This is a genomic window from Pseudarthrobacter enclensis (assembly GCF_030811655.1).
GTDB lineage: Bacteria > Actinomycetota > Actinomycetes > Actinomycetales > Micrococcaceae > Arthrobacter > Arthrobacter enclensis_A.
The window spans coordinates 25285-42952 of the sequence record NZ_JAUSRE010000006.1 but is presented as its reverse complement, the minus strand read 5'-3'; the positions used below and the strand labels follow the sequence as shown (position 1 = coordinate 42952).

14 protein-coding genes and 1 pseudogene are annotated in these 17668 nt (G+C 66.5%); 11 read left to right on the top strand and 4 right to left on the bottom strand.

From position 1 onward, the window contains the following. Window positions 1-59: 59 nt before the first annotated feature. Together J2X98_RS07265 and J2X98_RS07260 are read right to left on the bottom strand one after the other, a co-directional pair. Window positions 60-1559 carry a DUF349 domain-containing protein gene (locus J2X98_RS07265; protein WP_307306102.1) on the bottom strand — a complete coding sequence of 500 codons (1500 nt, stop codon included), beginning with the start codon at window positions 1557-1559 and terminating at the stop codon, window positions 60-62. A gap of 66 nt (window positions 1560-1625) precedes the next feature. Continuing rightward, window positions 1626-2444: a peptidylprolyl isomerase gene (locus J2X98_RS07260; protein WP_307306098.1), complete on the bottom strand. Its 819-nt coding sequence runs from the start codon at window positions 2442-2444 to the stop codon at window positions 1626-1628. Window positions 2445-2674: 230 nt separating this feature from the next. Here J2X98_RS07260 and hisS point away from each other — a divergent pair, with 230 nt between their 5' ends. After that, on the top strand, window positions 2675-4045 hold the full coding sequence (gene hisS, locus J2X98_RS07255; RefSeq protein ID WP_307306096.1) for a histidine--tRNA ligase: 1371 nt from the start codon (window positions 2675-2677) through the stop codon (window positions 4043-4045). 34 nt (window positions 4046-4079) lie between these two features. Here hisS and J2X98_RS07250 read toward each other — a convergent pair whose 3' ends face one another. Next, entirely contained in the window at window positions 4080-5333 is a 1254-nt protein-coding gene (locus tag J2X98_RS07250; protein WP_307306095.1) for an APC family permease, read from the bottom strand. Between the two features lie 97 nt (window positions 5334-5430). Here J2X98_RS07250 and aspS point away from each other — a divergent pair, with 97 nt between their 5' ends. Next, the gene (gene aspS / locus J2X98_RS07245) at window positions 5431-7227 is read left to right on the top strand and encodes an aspartate--tRNA ligase (protein ID WP_307306091.1); all 1797 of its coding nucleotides are present in this window, start codon (window positions 5431-5433) and stop codon (window positions 7225-7227) included. Window positions 7228-7346: 119 nt separating this feature from the next. Next, window positions 7347-7904: pseudogene (locus tag J2X98_RS22310) on the top strand (GNAT family N-acetyltransferase, cg3035/Rv0428c family); the annotation flags it as partial. Between the two features lie 42 nt (window positions 7905-7946). Here J2X98_RS22310 and J2X98_RS07240 read toward each other — a convergent pair. Further along, window positions 7947-8609: an acVLRF1 family peptidyl-tRNA hydrolase gene (locus J2X98_RS07240; RefSeq protein WP_307306088.1), complete on the bottom strand. Its 663-nt coding sequence runs from the start codon at window positions 8607-8609 to the stop codon at window positions 7947-7949. Between the two features lie 77 nt (window positions 8610-8686). Between J2X98_RS07240 and J2X98_RS07235 the strand changes: the two genes are divergently transcribed. From J2X98_RS07235 to J2X98_RS07200, 8 genes are all read left to right on the top strand, one after another. After that, window positions 8687-10141 carry a replication-associated recombination protein A gene (locus J2X98_RS07235; RefSeq protein WP_307306085.1) on the top strand — a complete coding sequence of 485 codons (1455 nt, stop codon included), beginning with the start codon at window positions 8687-8689 and terminating at the stop codon, window positions 10139-10141. A 169-nt stretch (window positions 10142-10310) separates the two neighbouring features. Then, a complete protein-coding gene (gene rpsD / locus J2X98_RS07230) occupies window positions 10311-10937 on the top strand; it encodes a 30S ribosomal protein S4 (protein WP_141941565.1) in 627 nt (208 codons plus the stop codon). 144 nt (window positions 10938-11081) lie between these two features. After that, window positions 11082-11456, top strand: a complete 375-nt coding sequence (locus J2X98_RS07225; protein ID WP_141941563.1) for a DUF948 domain-containing protein — start codon at window positions 11082-11084, stop codon at window positions 11454-11456. Between the two features lie 16 nt (window positions 11457-11472). Continuing rightward, complete coding sequence (locus tag J2X98_RS07220) at window positions 11473-11703, top strand: DUF6167 family protein (RefSeq protein WP_307306079.1); 231 nt, start codon at window positions 11473-11475, stop codon at window positions 11701-11703. A gap of 123 nt (window positions 11704-11826) precedes the next feature. Then, window positions 11827-14505, top strand: coding sequence for an alanine--tRNA ligase (gene alaS / locus J2X98_RS07215; RefSeq protein ID WP_141941560.1), 2679 nt, complete (start codon window positions 11827-11829; stop codon window positions 14503-14505). A 7-nt stretch (window positions 14506-14512) separates the two neighbouring features. Further along, complete coding sequence (ruvX, locus tag J2X98_RS07210; protein ID WP_307306074.1) at window positions 14513-15112, top strand: Holliday junction resolvase RuvX; 600 nt, start codon at window positions 14513-14515, stop codon at window positions 15110-15112. Then, the gene (gene mltG / locus J2X98_RS07205; protein ID WP_307306071.1) at window positions 15109-16809 is read left to right on the top strand and encodes an endolytic transglycosylase MltG; all 1701 of its coding nucleotides are present in this window, start codon (window positions 15109-15111) and stop codon (window positions 16807-16809) included. Before ruvX ends, mltG begins: the two co-directional genes overlap by 4 nt. Continuing rightward, window positions 16806-17666 carry a shikimate dehydrogenase gene (locus J2X98_RS07200; RefSeq protein WP_141941554.1) on the top strand — a complete coding sequence of 287 codons (861 nt, stop codon included), beginning with the start codon at window positions 16806-16808 and terminating at the stop codon, window positions 17664-17666. The genes mltG and J2X98_RS07200 overlap by 4 nt, the downstream gene beginning before the upstream one ends. Window positions 17667-17668 lie beyond the last annotated feature (2 nt).

Here is a 17668-nt window from a genome sequence, read left to right as displayed (position 1 = left end):
CTGTCCCGGTCATGTGGATAACCGGGACAGGGCCTGTGCGCGTCAGCTGGCCGAAAAAGTCAGGAGAGCTCGCTTGCCGAACGCTGGATCTGGTCGAGCCAGGCCTGGCGCGCCTCCAGGGCTTCGCGGGCCGCCTTGATCTTGCCCTCGTTGCCGCTCTTCTCAGCCGTGGCCAGGTCTTCCTGAAGGCCTGCGATGGCTGATTCCAGCTGGGACAGCGCGCTGTTGGTGCGTGCCTTGCGCTCCGGGTTGGACCGCTGCCACTGCTCTTCCTCCGCCTGGCGAACGGCGTCCTCCACCTTCCGCAGGCCGGCCTCAACCCGGCCCATGTCGGCGCGGGGCACCTTGCCTGCCTCTTCCCAACGGTCGCGGATGGACTGGAGTGCCTTCTTCGCCGCCGCCAGGTCCTTGACCGGGAGGATGGTGTTGGCCTCTTCCAGAAGCGCTTCCTTGACCGTGAGGTTCGCGGCGTATTCCTGGTCGATCTCGTCGTTGGCGGCCTGGCGGGAGGTGAAGAAGACGTCCTGGGCGGCACGGAACCTGGCCCACAGCGCGTCGTCATCCTTGCGGCTGGCCCGCGGGGACGCCTTCCACTGATCCATCAGCCTGCGGTACTCGCCGGCGGCGTAACCCCAGTCCGTGGATGTTGACAAGGCCTCAGCCTCGGCAATCAGCTTCTCCTTGGCGGCCTTCGCGGCGGAGTTGTTGCTGTCCAGCTGGGAGAAGTAGGCCCGCCGGTGGCGGTCGAAGACGGTCCGGGCGGCACGGAACCGCTTCCACAGTGCGTCTTCGTTGCTGCGGCCCAGCCGCACGCCGCTCTTCTGGGCTGCCTTCCAGTTCTCAAAAAGCTCGTTCATCCGGGCGCTGGAGGTCTTCCACTGCGTCTGGGACGGATCCTGGCCGGAAATCTGTTCGGCCTCGGCAACGATGGCTTCACGCGCTGCCAGCTCGGAGGCGCGCACGGCGTCGTGCTCGGCCTTTTCGGCCTTCTCCAGCTCGGCGATCTGGCCGGACAGTTTGTCCAATCGTGCCTCGGCCGCGCGGAGGTCGCCCACCATGTTGCGTTCGGCCAGCTGTTCATGCAGGTGCGTCACCGTCTTGTGCATGTCTGTGCTGGGGGCCTTGGAGCTGACCCGCTGCTCCAGCAGCACGATCTGCGCCACCACGTCGTCGTACTTCCGCGCGAAGTAAAGCAGGGCTTCGTCGTCGCTGACGCCGGGGTACTGGCCGACGGGGTGCTCTCCGCCGTCGATGTTCAGGTAGACGTGGCCGTCTCCCTCCACACGTCCCCATTTGGACGCTTCGGCAACAGACGTGCTGGGCGCGGCAGGAACCGGAGCTGCGGCCGGGGCAGCGGCAGCCGGCTTGGGCCGCGATGCGAAGGCTGCGGGTGAGGGTGCAGACGGCCGCGGGCCGGAAGCAGGTGCCGGTGCCGCGGGAGCCTCCGGGGCCGCAGGGGACTGGGCGGCAGGTACGTCCGTACCTTCGTTGGCGTCCGAAGCCGCCGCCGTTTCGGTCAGGTCTGTTGCTGTTTCGTCGGATTTCTGACTGTCTGTCACCGCTAAAAGTCTTTCGCTTGGAGGGAAATACTCACGTGCTCACCGTGGCCTGTACGGCCCGGCTTCCTACTTCAGAGAAAACGAGTCTATCGTGACTGGTTGTTTTGGCGCGCCGTCCGTGTCGCTGGCGCCCGGCGTGATTCCCGCGGCTGCAACGTTGGACACAACGTCCAGGCCGGACGTCACCTTTCCCACAACGGTGTAGCCCCCGGCAGCGTCCGCCGGGATAACGGTGTCCTTGTACACAATGAAGAACTGTGTTCCGTTGCCGTAGGCGTTGTTGCCCGTGCGGGCGACGGCGATGGTGCCAGCAGGGTAGGTGTTGTCAGCGGGGGTGTTCTCCAGCGGGCCCCACGTGTAATTGGGGTCGCCCTGGCCGTCTCCGTTGGGGGATCCGCACTGAAGCACGCCGAACTTGTCGGCGGTGGTCAGCCGGTGGCACGTCTTGCCGTTGAAGTAGCCCTGGTCGCTGAGCGATTTGAAGACCGCGGCTGCCTGCGGCGCCTTGGTGCCGTCCACTTCCACGCCAAGCGGGCTGCCGTTTAACAGCAGCTGGCCCGTGAAAGTCTTGCCGGCCGCAGTGTCTGCAGCGGGAATGTTCGGTCCGTTGGTTGCCGGTGCCGACGGGGTGGCGGACGGGCTCGCCGAGGCGGATGGTTCCGCCAGTCCTGCCTGCGCGGCAGCGTATTCGTCCTCCGTTGGGTTTCCGGCGAATGCGGTGAGTTGAAGGACGACGGCGAGCACCACGGCAGCAGCCCCCGCACCGGCGGCGACGAGGTTGTCGCGCTTCCGCCGCTTCTCCTGGCCGCGCCGGAGCTCACGCTTGGCTTCCATTTGCTGGATGCGCCGTTTTGCTTCGCGGGCACTGCGTGAACTGGCCGCCAAGGGTCCTCCTCATCGTCGGTCTGCTGGTGCCCGGCGGTTGGCCGCAGGGCGCAGTCATCAGGCGCCAGGCTCCCCGCTTCCGCCGCATTAGAGATGCACACGGATGCCGCATAAACTGGCTGCCGCACATAGTTTATGCATGGCTGGCTGTGCTGCCGCCGCACGCTGCCTCTTAATGGGGTACGTCAGGCAGCCCGCCGTGCCGTCCATCCCTAAGGAGAACCTTCCCCATGGCACGCACCGCCTCCCTGTCCGGATTCCCCGAGTGGCTTCCCGAGGAGCGGCTGGTGGAGCTGCATGTGCTCGATACCCTGCGCCGGGTCTTTGAATTGCATGGGTTCGGCTCGATCGAAACCCGCGCAGTGGAAACCGTGGGCCAGCTACTCCGCAAGGGGGAGATCGACAAGGAAGTGTATGGCCTCAGCCGGCTCCAGGAGGACGAGAGCGACAACCCCGTCAAGGGCGGCAAGGCCGATCCCAACGCGCTTGCCCTGCATTTCGACCTGACAGTGCCCTTCGCGCGGTATGTCGTGGAGAACGCCGGCTATTTGTCCTTCCCGTTCCGCAGGTACCAGATCCAGAAGGTGTGGCGGGGGGAGCGGCCCCAGGAAGGACGCGCGCGGGAGTTCACGCAGGCCGACATCGACGTGGTAGGCGACGGCGAGCTTCCGTTCCGCTACGACGTGGAGATTGCGCTGGTGATCGCCGAGGCACTCAGCGCCCTGCCCATCCCCGACTTCCGGCTGCGCATCAACAACCGGAAACTCGCTGAGGGCTTCTACCGCGGCATCGGACTCGATGACACGGCAGGGGTCCTGCGCAACATCGACAAGCTCGAAAAGATCGGGCCCGCCAAGGTGGCCGAGCTGCTGAAGACTGAACTCGGCGCTTCCGACGAGCAGGCGACCAAGGCCCTGCAGCTGGCTGCCATCCGCACCGAGGACACGTCCTTTGTGGCCCAGGTCCGGGCCCTGGGCGTCAGCAACGAACTCCTGGATGAAGGCCTGGACGAACTGGAACAGGTCATCGACGCCGCCGTGCAGAGGGCCCCGGGCAAGGTCCTGGCGGACCTCAGCATTGCCCGAGGCCTCGACTACTACACGGGGACTGTGGTGGAAACCGTGCTGGTGGGCCACGAGCAGCTGGGCTCCATCTGCTCCGGCGGCCGCTACGATGCCCTGGCGTCCAAAGGCAACCGCAAGTTCCCCGGCGTCGGCCTGTCCATCGGCGTCACCCGCCTCGTGTCCCGGATCCTGAGCCAGGACCTGGCCAAGGCCTCCCGCTCAGTCCCTACCGCGGTGCTGGTGGCCCTGAACCATGACGACAGCTGGGGGGCCGCCCAGGATGTTGCCGCCCTGCTGCGCAGCCGGGGTATTCCCACTGAAGTTGCGGCGAAAGCGGAGAAATTCGGCAAGCAGATCAAGTTCGCCGACCGGCGCGGCATTCCCTTCGTCTGGTTCACGGACGAGGACGGTACCCACCAGGTCAAGGACATCCGCACCGGCGAGCAGGTACTGGCAGCCCCCGAAACCTGGATGCCGCCGCTGGAGGACCTGGCGGTTCAGGTAGAGACCACGGCCACGGCGGCAGCTACGGTCTAGCCGGCAGGGCCAGGGCGTGGCTGGGGTGGCCGGCCTAACGACGTGGCTGGTGCTGCCGGAATCGAAGCGCCAGCCAGCGCCCCGCCATGCCTGCGGCGATGACCGCAGCCATGGTCAGGACGGGAGCCGCCGGCAGCGTGAAGGCAAGGACCACGCACCCTACGAAACCCACCGCGTTGAGCCAGCGGGGAGCATAGCCCGGGTGGATGGCAAGGGTGTAGGCAGCCGCGTTCGCCACCGCGTAATACACCAGCACACCGAAGCTTGAGAAGCCCACTACCGTCATCACGTTGGTGGTGAGCAGGAGCAGGATGACGACGACGGCCACGGCAAGTTCCGCCACGAACGGAACCGTGTGGGTGCCGCCCACTTTTGCCAGTGGGCCTGGAAGATCGCGTTCCCGCGCCATGGCCAGGGTGGTCCGCCCCACGCCCGTGATCAGCGCGAGGAGCGCGCCCAGGCACGCGGCGGCGGCGCCCGCCTGCACCAGCGGCGCAGCAGGGGCAAGACGGGAGACCAGTACTGCATCAAGCAAGGGGGCTCCGGAATTGGAAAGCCGCACTCCGAGATGCGCCAGCAGGAGCACTGCCAGCAGCAGGTAGATAGCGAAGGCGGCTGCCAGGGCCGCCAAAATGGCCCGTGGGATGGCCCGCGCCGGATTCCTGACCTCTTCGCCAAGAGTGGCGATCCGGGCGTAGCCGGCAAACGCGAAGAACATCAGGCCCGCGGCAGGGAGGACCCCTGCCAGTCCGCCGGACTGCGTGCCCGCTGTCCCTGCGGCAGGGTGCGGACCCAGCACCGAGGCGATGGCAACAAACACGAGCGTTGCCAGGACCATGCACAGCAGGATCCGCGTCAGCAGGGCGGTACGGGTAATGCCCAGCAGGTTGACGCCGGTGAGGGCCACCACGGCGGCTACGGCCACCGGTACGGCATAGTCCCGCGCCACGTAACTGCCGAATGTCAAAGCCATGGCCGCGCACGATGCCGTCTTGCCCGTCACGAAACCCCATCCGGCAATAAAGCCCGACCACTCACCGAGCTGTTTGCGGCCGTACACATAGGTCCCGCCGCTGGTGGGGTACTTCGCGGCGAGGGCTGCGGAAGCAACGGCATTGCAGTACGCCACAACGCCCGCAACCGCCACGGCCAGGACCAGCAAATTCCCCGCAAGCGCGGCCGCGGGGGCGAATACCACAAACACGCCGGCGCCCAGCATGGAACCGAGGCCAATGGCCGTGGCATCGAAGGTTCCCAAGCGGCGTTGCAGCTGCTGCGGTTCGCTCATGCGGCGGCAGTCCCTTTCCAGCGGGTAAACTCGAACGGGATCGTTCCCGCAACGATCATATTGAACTTCCCACTGTTTTCCCGCAGAAAGGCGTGCTGTGCTGCGCACACATGACCTCGGATCCCTTCGCTCCGAGCACATTGGACAAACCGTAACCCTGGCCGGCTGGGTGGGCCGCCGTCGTGATCACGGTGGTGTGGCATTCGTGGACCTGCGCGACGCTTCCGGCGTCGCCCAAGTGGTGGTCCGCGAGGAAGAAGTGTTCCACGGACTGCGCAACGAGTACGTCTTGCAGGTCAAGGGCACTGTCTCCAGGCGTCCGGAAGGCAACGAGAATCCTGCGCTGGCAACCGGCGAGATCGAGGTCATTGCCGAGGACGTCACCATCCTCAACACCTCGGACCCCTTGCCGTTCCAGATTGATGAGCACGTGGAAGTCGGCGAGGAAGCCCGCCTCAAGCACCGGTACCTGGACCTGCGCCGCCCCGGCCCCAGCCGCAACCTGCGCCTCCGCTCCGAAGCCAACCGCGTGGCCCGCGACCTGCTGCACCAGGAGGGCTTCGTGGAGATCGAGACCCCCACGCTGACGCGTTCGACGCCGGAAGGCGCCCGGGACTTCCTGGTTCCGGCACGCCTGGCCCCGGGTTCGTGGTACGCCCTCCCACAGTCCCCGCAGCTTTTCAAGCAGTTGCTGCAGGTGGGCGGCTTCGAGAAGTACTACCAGATCGCACGCTGCTACCGCGACGAAGACTTCCGTGCCGACCGGCAGCCGGAATTCACCCAGCTGGACATTGAAGCGAGCTTCGTTGACCAGGACGACATCATCCGGCTGGGCGAAAACATCGTCAAGGCCGTGTGGCAGCTCATCGGAGTGGACATCCCCACGCCCATCCGGCGCATCACCTACGCCGACGCCATGGCCCGGTACGGTTCGGACAAGCCGGATCTCCGTTTCGGCCAGGAGCTGACCGAGCTCACCGAATTCTTCAAGGACACGAATTTCGGCGTGTTCAAGGCTCCCTACGTGGGCGCCGTGGTCATGCCGGGCGGCGCTTCGCAGGCACGCCGCGCCCTGGATGCCTGGCAGGAATGGGCCAAGCAGCGCGGCGCCAAGGGCCTGGCGTACGTCCTGTACAAGGAGGACGGCGAGCTCGCCGGTCCGGTCGCCAAGAACCTCACGGAAATCGAGCGCGCGGGACTGGCCGACGCCGTAGGTGCCAAGCCCGGCGACTGCATCTTCTTCGCGGCGGGTGAGAAGACGCCCTCGCGTGCCCTCCTGGGTGCTGCCCGCGTGGAGATCGGCCACCGCACCGGCCTGATCGATCCCAACGCGTGGGCATTCTGCTGGGTTGTGGACGCACCCATGTTCGAGCCGGCAGCTGCCGCCGTTGCCTCCGGCGACGTCGCCGTCGGCGGAGGACAGTGGACCGCTGTGCACCACGCCTTCACCTCACCCAAGCCGGAATTCCTGGACACCTTCGACAAGGATCCCGAGTCGGCGCTGTCCTATGCCTATGACATTGTCTGCAACGGCAACGAAATTGGCGGCGGCTCCATCCGTATCCACCAGCGCGAGGTGCAGGAACGCGTCTTCGAGCTGATGGGCCTGGACAGGGAGGACGCCCAGACCAAGTTCGGCTTCCTGCTGGAAGGCTTCAAGTACGGCGCACCCCCGCACGGCGGCATCGCCTTTGGCTGGGACCGCGTGGTGTCGCTGCTGGCAGGAGTCGAGTCAATCCGGGACGTCATCGCCTTCCCGAAGTCCGGCGGCGGCCACGACCCCCTCACCGAGGCGCCGGCCCCCATCACGCCGCAGCAGCGCAAGGAAGCAGGCGTGGACTTCAAGCCGGAGGCCAAAAAGCCGGAAGAGAAGAAGCCCGAAGGCAAGCAGTAACACAGGGAGCGCGGCCGCGCCGTACTCACGGAGGTTCCCCGGTCCGCCGGGGGACCTCCTGCCGTTTACAGCCGTTCGTGAAGGAGAAGCCGGTGTCCACCGAGAGCCATATCCGGCCCATGGCCGTGGACCTTGAAAACGCCATGGATGCCGCCTGGCCGGCCCTGGAGAAGCAAGCGGCAGGCGGCTGGATCCTCAGGGCGGCGGAAGGCGTCACCCAGCGGGCCAACTCGGTCTGGCCGCGTGACCTTTCCGGTCATTCGGAGCAGAACCTTCCCGCCCTGCTCCGCGAGGCGCGGTCCTGGTACCGCAGCCGGCGGCTGCCGGTCATCTTCCAGCTCTTCGACACCCCGGCAGCATCCGCACTCCACCAGCTGCTGGACGCCGAGGGCTTCACCAGCCAGTCCGAGACCTTGGTAATGACGCGCCGCGCCACGGACGTCCCGGTTCCCGCAGGTGCCAGGCCGGCGGTGGAGCTCTCCATGGAACCGTCGCAGGAGTGGCTGCGGGTTTGGTGGACGGTGGACGGCCGCGGCGGGGAGGACGCCCTGGCCGTGGCCGGGAAGATTCTCCGAGGCTGCCCGTCTCTGTATGCCTTGGCCCGGGACGATGACGGCCGGCGCGCCGCCGTCGGGCGCCTTGCCCTTCCCGCCGGGAGCAACCAAGGCGGCCTGTATTGCATGGCGACCCTGCCGGAAGCACGCCTGACTTCCACCGTCCTAGGCATCCGTCACCGTGATCCGCACCGAGCAGGCGTCCGCCGCCGCCTTCTTCAACACGGCGGCCCGGGGCTCAACCACATCAAGGTAAGCAAGGCGCGGCAGGCGTGCGTAGTCACGCATCAGGGGTTCTTCAAGGACCAGGTCAGCCAGTGACCTGTCACCGCCCGGCACTACATATTCGAAGGCGTGGCCGGCGAAGACCAGCCTTGCCTGCTCCGCCACCGCCGCCACCAGCGCGTCCGCCTGGTTGGAACGGCGCCGGGCAAAGCGTTGCTGGGACTGGCCCCCGGCGGCGGTTCGGGACTGCACGTACCTGGTGCCGGCCTTCGCTGCAAGCAACACGCCTTCGGTTGCCACCCCGACGCCGTAACCGCCGCGCCGTACCAGCAGCAGTCCCAGCCGGCGCGGCTGCGACGCAAGGGCAGCCAGCCGCTCCAGGGGTCCGTCGCCGCGTCCCGGGCGTCCGTCTGCCGGCCAGGGCGGCTGCAGCAGTGCTTCCGCGCCGTCGCCTGCCACAAGGCGGAGGCCGTCGTCGTCATCCTGCATCCGGTAGCCGCCGTGGGAGGCGCCGAAGCGCTTCGCCCAGCCGGCCAGCCGGGCACCGGAAACGAATGCCGTCCGGACTGGGGGCGGTGTGCCGGGCGAACCTGGGGCGGGCATGGCGGTTCCTCAAGTATCAGGGGACCGGCGGGAAGGCCGGGGAAAAACAGGTGCTGGACTGGAAGTAGCCTATCTATGTGGATGATCTCTTCGGCAACGGGCCAGAAAACGACGACGACGACCGTCCCGTTGGAGGGACAGGCGCCGCTTCCCGTGGACAGGGTGCAAGGGGGACTGGTTCGCCGCGGAGTCCGCTCGCCGTCCGCATGCGTCCCCGCACCCTCGACGAGGTGGTGGGCCAGCAGCACCTGCTCGGCCAGGGGTCGCCGCTGCGCCAGCTCGCAGCAGGAGCAGGCGCCGACGCCGCCGGTCCCGCCGGTCCCAGCTCCCTGATCCTCTGGGGACCTCCCGGAACCGGCAAGACCACCCTGGCGCACGTCATTGCCCGTGGACCGGGCCGGAAGTTCGTGGAGCTGTCCGCCATCACTGCCGGCGTCAAGGATGTCCGCCGGGTGATGGACGATGCGCTGACGGCCCGGGACCTGTACAAAACCACCACGGTGTTGTTCCTGGACGAGATCCACCGCTTCAACAAGGCCCAGCAGGACGCGCTGCTGCCCGGCGTCGAAAACCGCTGGGTGGTCCTGGTGGCCGCCACTACGGAGAACCCGTCCTTCTCGGTGGTCTCGCCCCTGTTGTCCCGCTCCCTGCTCCTCACGCTCAAGCCCCTGACCGACGCGGACATCGAGGGCCTGCTGTTGCGGGCCGTGGAGGACCCGCGCGGGCTGGGCGGCAACGTCAGCCTCAGCGACGAAGCACTGGAGCACCTGGTCCGGCTGTCCGGCGGGGATGCGCGCAGGGCACTCACGGCGCTTGAGGCTGCGGCGGGCGTCGCTTTCGGTGACGCGGACGACGTCGAGCGTCCGGTGGGGGCGGAGGGGGCGCCCGACGCCCCGGCCACCGTGGAATTGCACCACACCGAACGCGCCCTGGACGCCGCCGCCGTCCGCTATGATCGCGCCGGCGACCAGCACTACGACGTTGCCAGCGCCTTCATCAAGTCCATCAGGGGTTCGGACGTGGACGCGGCCCTGCATTACCTCGCACGGATGCTCGAAGCGGGGGAGGACCCGCGGTTCGTTGCGCGCCGGATCGTCATCTCCGCGGCGGAGGATGTGGGCATGGCCGACCCCACGGCGCTCCAGACCGCGGTAGCCGCAGCGCAGGCGGTTCAGCTCATCGGCATGCCCGAAGGGCGGATCATCCTGGCCGAGGCCGTAGTCCACCTCGCCACGGCGCCGAAGTCGAACGCCGCCTACATGGGTATCAACATGGCGATCGCGGACGTCCGTGCAGGACTCGGCGTGGGCATACCCGCCCACCTGCGCGACGCCCACTATCCCGGGTCCAAGCAGCTTGGCCACGGTGTGGGCTACAAGTACGCGCACGACGCGCCGCACGGAGTGGCAGCCCAGCAGTATCCCCCGGATGACCTGGTGGGCCGGGACTATTACCAGCCAACCGGCAACGGCGCTGAACGGGATATTGCCCAGCGGCTTGAGCGGCTGCGGAAGATTGTCCGGGGCAAGTAACCACGTGGTAAGCTGAATCCTTGTCTGGCAAGGCGCCGGCGCACAATCTCCCCAATTTCAGTTGGACAGGTTATGCCCTGCGCCCAGTAGCAAAAGGCAGCGGTTGGCCGATGCTCTCCATGATGGAGGCCAGTAACACTGACACGCCGCAGATATTGGAAGGACACAAGTGGCTAACAACACTCGTGCTCGCCGTCAGGCCCGCCTCTCGCGGTCCCTCGGCATTGCTCTGACCCCCAAGGCCGCCAAGTACATGGAGCGCCGCCCGTACGGCCCCGGTGAGCATGGCCGTGCCCGCAAGAAGCAGGACTCCGACTACGCCGTTCGTCTGCGCGAAAAGCAGCGCCTGCGCGCCCAGTACGGCATCCGCGAAGCACAGATGACCCGTGCCTTCGAAGAGGCCCGCCGCACCAAGGGCCTGACCGGTGAAAACCTCATCGAACTGCTCGAAATGCGCCTTGACGCCCTGGTCCTGCGTGCCGGCTTCGCCCGCACCATCGCCCAGGCCCGCCAGCTGGTTGTGCACCGCCACATCATGGTTGACGGCATCCGCGTTGACCGCCCGTCGTTCCGCGTCGGCGAGGGCCAGCTGGTCCACGTCCACACCCGCAGCGAGACCATGGTTCCGCTCCAGGTTGCCGCAGCCGGTGGCCACCGCGACGTCCTGCCTGCCGTTCCGGCCTACCTGGACGTCAAGCTGGAGGCCCTGCAGGCACGCCTGGTCCGCCGCCCCAAGCGTTCGGAAATCCCGGTGACCTGCGAAGAGCAGCTCGTCGTCGAATTCTACGCACGCTAAATCCCAGCAGCGTATCCAAAGAAGCCCGTGGCAAGCGCCGCGGGCTTCTTTGTATGTAAGGTACTTGGGGGACATCTGCGCTCCACCCTTCCGGGCGTGTGCAGGACGGAACCCAACCACGGAATTTCGAGGAGATGAACGTCTATGACTGGTGGCGATATTGCCGGCCTGATCGCTGCCGGAGTTTTTGCACTCCTGGTCCTGTTGCTTGCGGTCCCCATCCTGAAATTGGGGAAGGTCTTCGATGAGGTACGGACCACCATCAGGTCCCTGAGCGACGGTGCCACCCCCCTCATGGATGAGGTCACCGCCACCGTTTCCACCACCAACCAGCAGTTGAAGAAGGTGGACGGAATTTCGTCGAACGTTTCGGACGCCTCCGCAAACATCTCCGCCCTGTCGTCGCTGGTTGCCGCCACGGTGGGTTCCCCGCTGATCAAGGTTGCCGCGTTCAGCTACGGCGTGCGCAGCGCTTTCGCCAACCGCCGGAAGCCCGCTGCCGGGCGCCGCAGCCGCTAGATTCGAAAAGAAGACGATGAAAAGAATTGTGTGGATGGGAATCGGCGTGGCCATTGGCGTCATCGCCTTCCGTAAAGTGAGCCAGGCCCAGTCCAGCCTTGGACCCGAAGGCCTCAACCGCGCTGTGGGCCGGCTTGCCGACGGTGTATATGACTTCGCCGACGCCGTCCGCGCAGGAATGCAGGAACGGGAAACCGACCTGAGGACCGCGCTCGGCATCGAGTCCGCGGAAGTGGTTCGCCGCTAGGCCCCCAGGGCCCGTCACCGGCAGCCAGCCAACAACCGGCAGGGACCCGATCCGGGAAACCGCCACCTGAACGAAATATCCGTGCCCCATGGGCGCGGACCAAGAAGGGTAAGAAAACAGCTCATGAAGTCGCAGGAGATCACAAAGCGCTGGGTGGACTTTTTTGTCAGCAAGGGCCACACCGCGGTTCCCTCCGCGTCGCTGGTCTCCAGCGACCCCTCGCTGCTGTTCACGGTGGCCGGCATGGTCCCGTTCATTCCCTACCTCACCGCCCGCGAGGAACCGCCCTACTCCCGTGCCACCAGCGTGCAGAAGTGCATCCGCACCGGCGACATCGAGGAAGTGGGCAAGACCGCGCGCCACGGCACGTTCTTCCAGATGTGCGGCAACTTCTCCTTTGGCGACTACTTCAAGGAAGACGCCATCAAGTTCGCCTGGGAGCTGCTCACCACCAGCGTTGACGATGGCGGCTACGGCCTTGCGCCCGAACGGCTGTGGGTGACGGTCTATGAGGAGGATGACGAAGCCGAGGAACTCTGGCTCAAGAACACCGGCGTCCCCGCTGAACGCATCCAGCGCATGGGCAAGTCGGACAACTACTGGTCAACGGGCCAGCCTGGTCCTGCCGGGCCGTGCTCCGAGATCTACTACGACCGCGGCCCGGCCTACGGCGTCGAAGGCGGCCCGCTGGCTGACGAGACCCGCTACATCGAGATCTGGAACCTCGTTTTCATGCAGTACCAGATCGAAAACGTGCGCTCCAAGGTCGATTTCGACATTGTGGGTGAGTTGCCCAAGAAGAACATCGACACCGGTCTGGGCATGGAACGCCTCGCCATGATCCTGCAGGGCGTCGAGAACATGTACGAGACCGACCAGGTCCGTCCGGTCATCGACAAGGCCGCGGAACTGTCCGGCAAGGAGTACACCTCCGCAGAGACTCCTGAGGATCCCCACCACACTGACGACGTCCGCATGCGCGTTGTGGCCGACCACATCCGCTCGGCCCTGATGCTGATCTCCGACGGCGTGACTCCCTCCAACGAGGGCCGCGGCTATGTCCTCCGCCGCCTGATCCGCCGTGCCGTGCGTTCCATGCGCCTGCTGGGCGTCGAACAGGCCTGCCTGCCGGAGCTGCTGCCGGCTTCCCGGGATGCCATGAAGGGCGTATACCCCGTGGTGGAGACGGACTTCGCACGGATCAGCCGCATCGCCTACGCCGAGGAGAAGGCGTTCCTGCGCACCATTGCGTCCGGCACTGCACGGCTCGAGGACGCGGTCAAGGAATCCAAGGCCGCCAACAAGCCCTTGTCCGGCGAGGACGCCTTCACCCTGCATGACACCTACGGATTCCCCATCGACCTCACGCTTGAGATGGCCGAGGAAGCCGGCCTGAAGGTGGATGAGGCGGCCTTCCGCAGCCTCATGCAGGAACAGCGCCAGCGCGCCCAGGCAGATGCCAAGGGCAAGAAGGGCGGCCACGCCGACGTCAGCGTCTTCCAGGAACTCCTGGGCCAGGGCGAGACCGTCTTCACCGGCTACACGGAGCTCGAGGGTGAGTCCCGCGTCCGCGGCCTGCTCAGCGCCGGCCGCCAGGTGCAGCAGGCAGCCACCGGCGACGAGATCGAACTCGTGCTCGCCGAAACCCCGTTCTACGCCGAAGCCGGCGGCCAGGCCGCCGACACCGGCCTCATCACCGGCGACGGCTTCGTCGTCGAAGTCCTGGACGTCCAGCGGCCCATCAAGGGCCTGAGCGTCCACAAGGCGATTGTCCGCGAAGGCGAAATCGGCGCAGACTCGCTGGTGCGTGCCGCCGTCGACCGTGAACGCCGGCACGCCGCGGAGCAGGCGCACACGGGCACGCACATCGTGCACGCTGCCCTGCACCAGATCCTCGGGCCGGAAGCCACCCAGCGTGGATCCTTCAACAAGGCCGGGTACCTGCGCTTTGACTTTGCCTGGGGTGAAGGACTGAGCACCGCAACCCGGTCCGAGATTGAAGAGGTCTCCAACCTGGCCATCCGCAACAACTACGCGGTGGAAACAAAGATCATGGGACTTGCCGAAGCCAAGGCCATGGGGGCCATGGCGCTGTTCGGCGAAAACTACGGCAGCGAAGTACGCGTGGTGGAGATCGACGGCGCGTGGTCACGCGAACTGTGCGGCGGCACCCATGTTGCCAACACCTCGCTCATCGGCAGCTTGTCCCTCCTTGGCGAGCAGTCCGTCGGTTCGGGCAACCGCCGCGTTGAAGCCTTCGTGGGCATGGAGGCCTTCCGCCACCTCGCCGCCGAGCGCGCGTTGGTGACGGAGCTGACGGACCTGCTGAAGGTCCCGTCCGGCCAGCTCGCCGACCGGATATCCGCCACCCTGGCCAAGCTGAAGGCCACGGAGAAGGAACTGGACCGGCTGCGCAAGGAGCAGCTGGCCGCTGCTGCGGCGCAGCTGGTCAACACCGCCCAGGACGCCGCCGGTGTCCGGGTGGTGGCCCATGACGCCGGCACCGTCAGTGGTGCGGACGACCTCCGCGGACTGGCCCTGGACCTGCGCAACCGGTTGGGCTCCGAGGCTGCCGCGGTGGCCGTCGCCGGCGTCGCCAACGACCGCCCGCTGATCCTGGTGGCGACCAATGAGGCCGCCCGCGAAGCCGGAGTCAAGGCCGGAGCGCTGGTGCGTGTCGCCGCCGGTGTGCTCGGCGGTGGCGGCGGCGGCAAGGACGATGTTGCCCAGGGTGGAGGGACCGACGCCGGAAAGGTTGGCGCGGCACTGTCCGCCGTCGTCAACGCCATTTCGGCGCGCTAATCCCGCCATGACCAATCCTGTTGCTGCCGGCGGCTGCCCCCAGGGGGTCAAACTGGGGGTGGACGTCGGCACCGTCCGGGTAGGGGTGGCGATCTGTGACCGGGACTCCATCCTTGCCACGCCCTACAAGACCCTGGACCGGAACCCCAAGAAGAACTCAGACGTGCGCGTCATTGCCAGGCTGGCTGAGGAACTCGGGGCGGTCCAGGTTTTCGTGGGACTGCCCAGGACCCTTAAGGGCGAAGAACACGCCTCTGCGAGGATGGCCACGGACTACGCCCAGTTGCTGGCTGCCGAGCTTTCCAGCCGCGGACTGGCAGTCCCGGTCAACCTGGTGGATGAGCGCCTGAGCAGTGTCACGGCCCACCGGAACCTCCACGAAGCTGGCATGAGCAGCAGGGACCACCGTAAAGTAGTTGATCAGGTCGCGGCGGCCGGTATTCTTCAGCACGCCATCGACATGCAGAAAGCCAGGGGAGCGGATGTCGGCTCACGCGTGACAGCGCCATCCCCGTCCGTGGACCTGGGGGCCGGTGGCCTGGACGAATCTGTCCGCACCATCTCCGCAGACACGGCCCGATCTTCAGATAATGGAAGGCAACAGTGAGCCCTGCCAACATTGACGACACCTCCAGCCCGCTGGGCACGGGGGCAGCGAGGCCGCTGACCCGCAAGGAACTGCGGGCGCGGGAGAAGAGCCTGAATACCGCTGGCCAGGATGCAGTGCCCCCGCAGGCGTACGAGACCCTCGACGTTCCGCCGGCCCCCGCAGCCCCGCCCGCAGCCCCGTCCCCGGCAGCCGACTCCACCTATGCTCCGCTTCCCGTGGCGGGTGATGTTCCGGCGGCACCCGAAGCACCGCCGTCCATCCAGGAAGAACAGCCTGCCGCCGCTGCGTTCGGCAGCGGGGACCCTGCAGAATCCGTGCCGGTTGTCTCCGGGCACGACGACGGCGCACACCCCTTCGACGTCCTGCGGGACGGAAACGGGACCCGGCTTGATGCTGCCCACCACGAGCCTGTCCCGCACCAGGCTGGAGAGGCCCACGACGACGGCCTGCAGCTTGGCGACAACCTGCACCACGATGAAGGCCTGCAGCACGACTTCCCTGCCCACGACTTCCCGGAAGACGTGCACGGCGACCACGCATACGACCCCGCCGGCTACCACGACGACGTAGCCCACCACGACGCGGTTCACGGACTGCTTCCGGCGCCGTCGGCAACGCAGGAAGTGAAACGGCCCTCGAAGAAGGTCCGCCGTCGCCGCCGCCTGCTGGCCCTTTTCCTGACGCTGGCTGTCTTCGTGACAGCAGTGGCCGTGGGTGCGCAGTTCCTCAAACCCCTCCTCGGCGGCGGCAAGCCGTCGGATTTCCCAGGCCCTGGAACAGGAGAGGTCCAGGTCAAGGTACAAAGTGGCGAAGGAACCCGGTCTGTTGCCACCGAGCTGGAAAGCCAGCGCGTTGTTGCCAATGCGGATACCTTCCTGCAGGCGTTCCACGCCTCCGGCGGAACGCTGTCGCCGGGCGATTACACCTTCAAGACGGAGATGAAGAACGCCGACGCAGTGAATGTCCTGCTCGGCAAGGACAAGACCAAGGTCATCTACTTCGCCTTGAGTGCAGGCCTGCGCATCGGCGAATCCCTGCAGGCCATTTCCGAGGGCTCCGGGATCTCAATGCAGCAGCTCCAGGCGTTGAGTAACCAGCCGGCACAGTTCGGCCTGCCCGCCAAGGCCAAGAACCTCGAAGGCTACCTGGCGCCCGGCGAGTACCGCTTCCCCTTGGGAACTCCTGCCAAGGACATACTCCAGGCGCTGGTGAAAGCCACCACCGATGAACTGGTATCGCAGGGTATTACCGACCCCGCCAAGCAGTATGAAGTTGTCACCGTGGCCAGCATCGTCCAGGCCGAGGGCGGCCAGGCAGACTATGGCGACGTGGCCGGCGCCATTTACAACAGGCTCAAGCCCAACGACCAGACCGGCGGTTTCCTGCAGGTCGACTCCACCGTCACCTACGGCCTGGGCACCAGGAGCTTCAACTTCACCGATGAGCAGCGCAAGGACAAGTCCAACCCTTACAACACGTACGCGAACCCGGGCCTGCCTCCGGGACCCATCGGGTCTCCGGGCAAGACCGCGATCGATGCAGCTGCCAAGCCCAAAGCCAATGACTACCTGTTCTGGGTGACCGTGAACCTGGACACCAAGGAAACCAAGTTCGCCAAGACGCTGGCTGAACACAACACCTACGTGGAGCAGTACAACGCGTGGTGCCAGGCCAACCCTGGCCGCTGCACATGAGCCTGCGGGCTGCCGTCCTGGGCCACCCGATCAGCCATTCAAAGTCCCCTGCGCTGCACCTTTCGGCCTACGGGCAGTTGGGGGCCGGCATCAGCTACACGGCCATCGACGTGACGGAGGAGCTGCTGCCGTCCTTCATGCGGCAGATCCGGAACCAGCCGGGTTGGCGCGGGCTGTCCGTCACCATGCCTTTGAAAACGGCGGTGCTCTCGCAGGTTGATGAGGTACGGGGCGTGGCCCGGACCCTTGGTGTGGTCAACACAGTCACATTCGAGGAGTCCGGCGGCGGCGTGAGGACGGTGGGCTCCAACACGGACGTCACGGGCATCGTCAACGCGCTCCGCCATGCCGGCACTGCCGCAGCACCATCCGCCGTGGTCCTGGGCGGTGGGGGGACTGCTGCGTCGGCCGTGGCCGCCCTCAAGGACATGGGAACCCGAACAGTGCAGGTGTTCGTCCGCGACGCTTCCCGGACGGGAGAGGTGCGCCGGGCTGCGGACAGCCTTGGTATCTCCCTGGAGATCCGCCCACTGGCTGGTGCCGCCAGCGCAACCGCGGAAGCCGACGTCGTAATTTCCACGCTGCCGCCCCGCGCGGCCGACGGACTCGCCGCGGAAATTGCGGCTTTGAAAACCACCACGCCCGGCGTGCTGCTGGACGTGGCGTACGATCCCTGGCCCAGCCTTATCGCCTCCGTTTGGCAGGCCGGCGGCGGCCGCGTGGTGCCGGGCCTGGAGATGCTGCTGTACCAGGCGGTGGAGCAGGTACGGCTCTTCACCCGGCTCGGGGAAGACGTTAATGCAGCTGTCATAGATGTGATGTGTGACGCAGTCGGCCTTGCCCGGCGGGCGTTCTGACC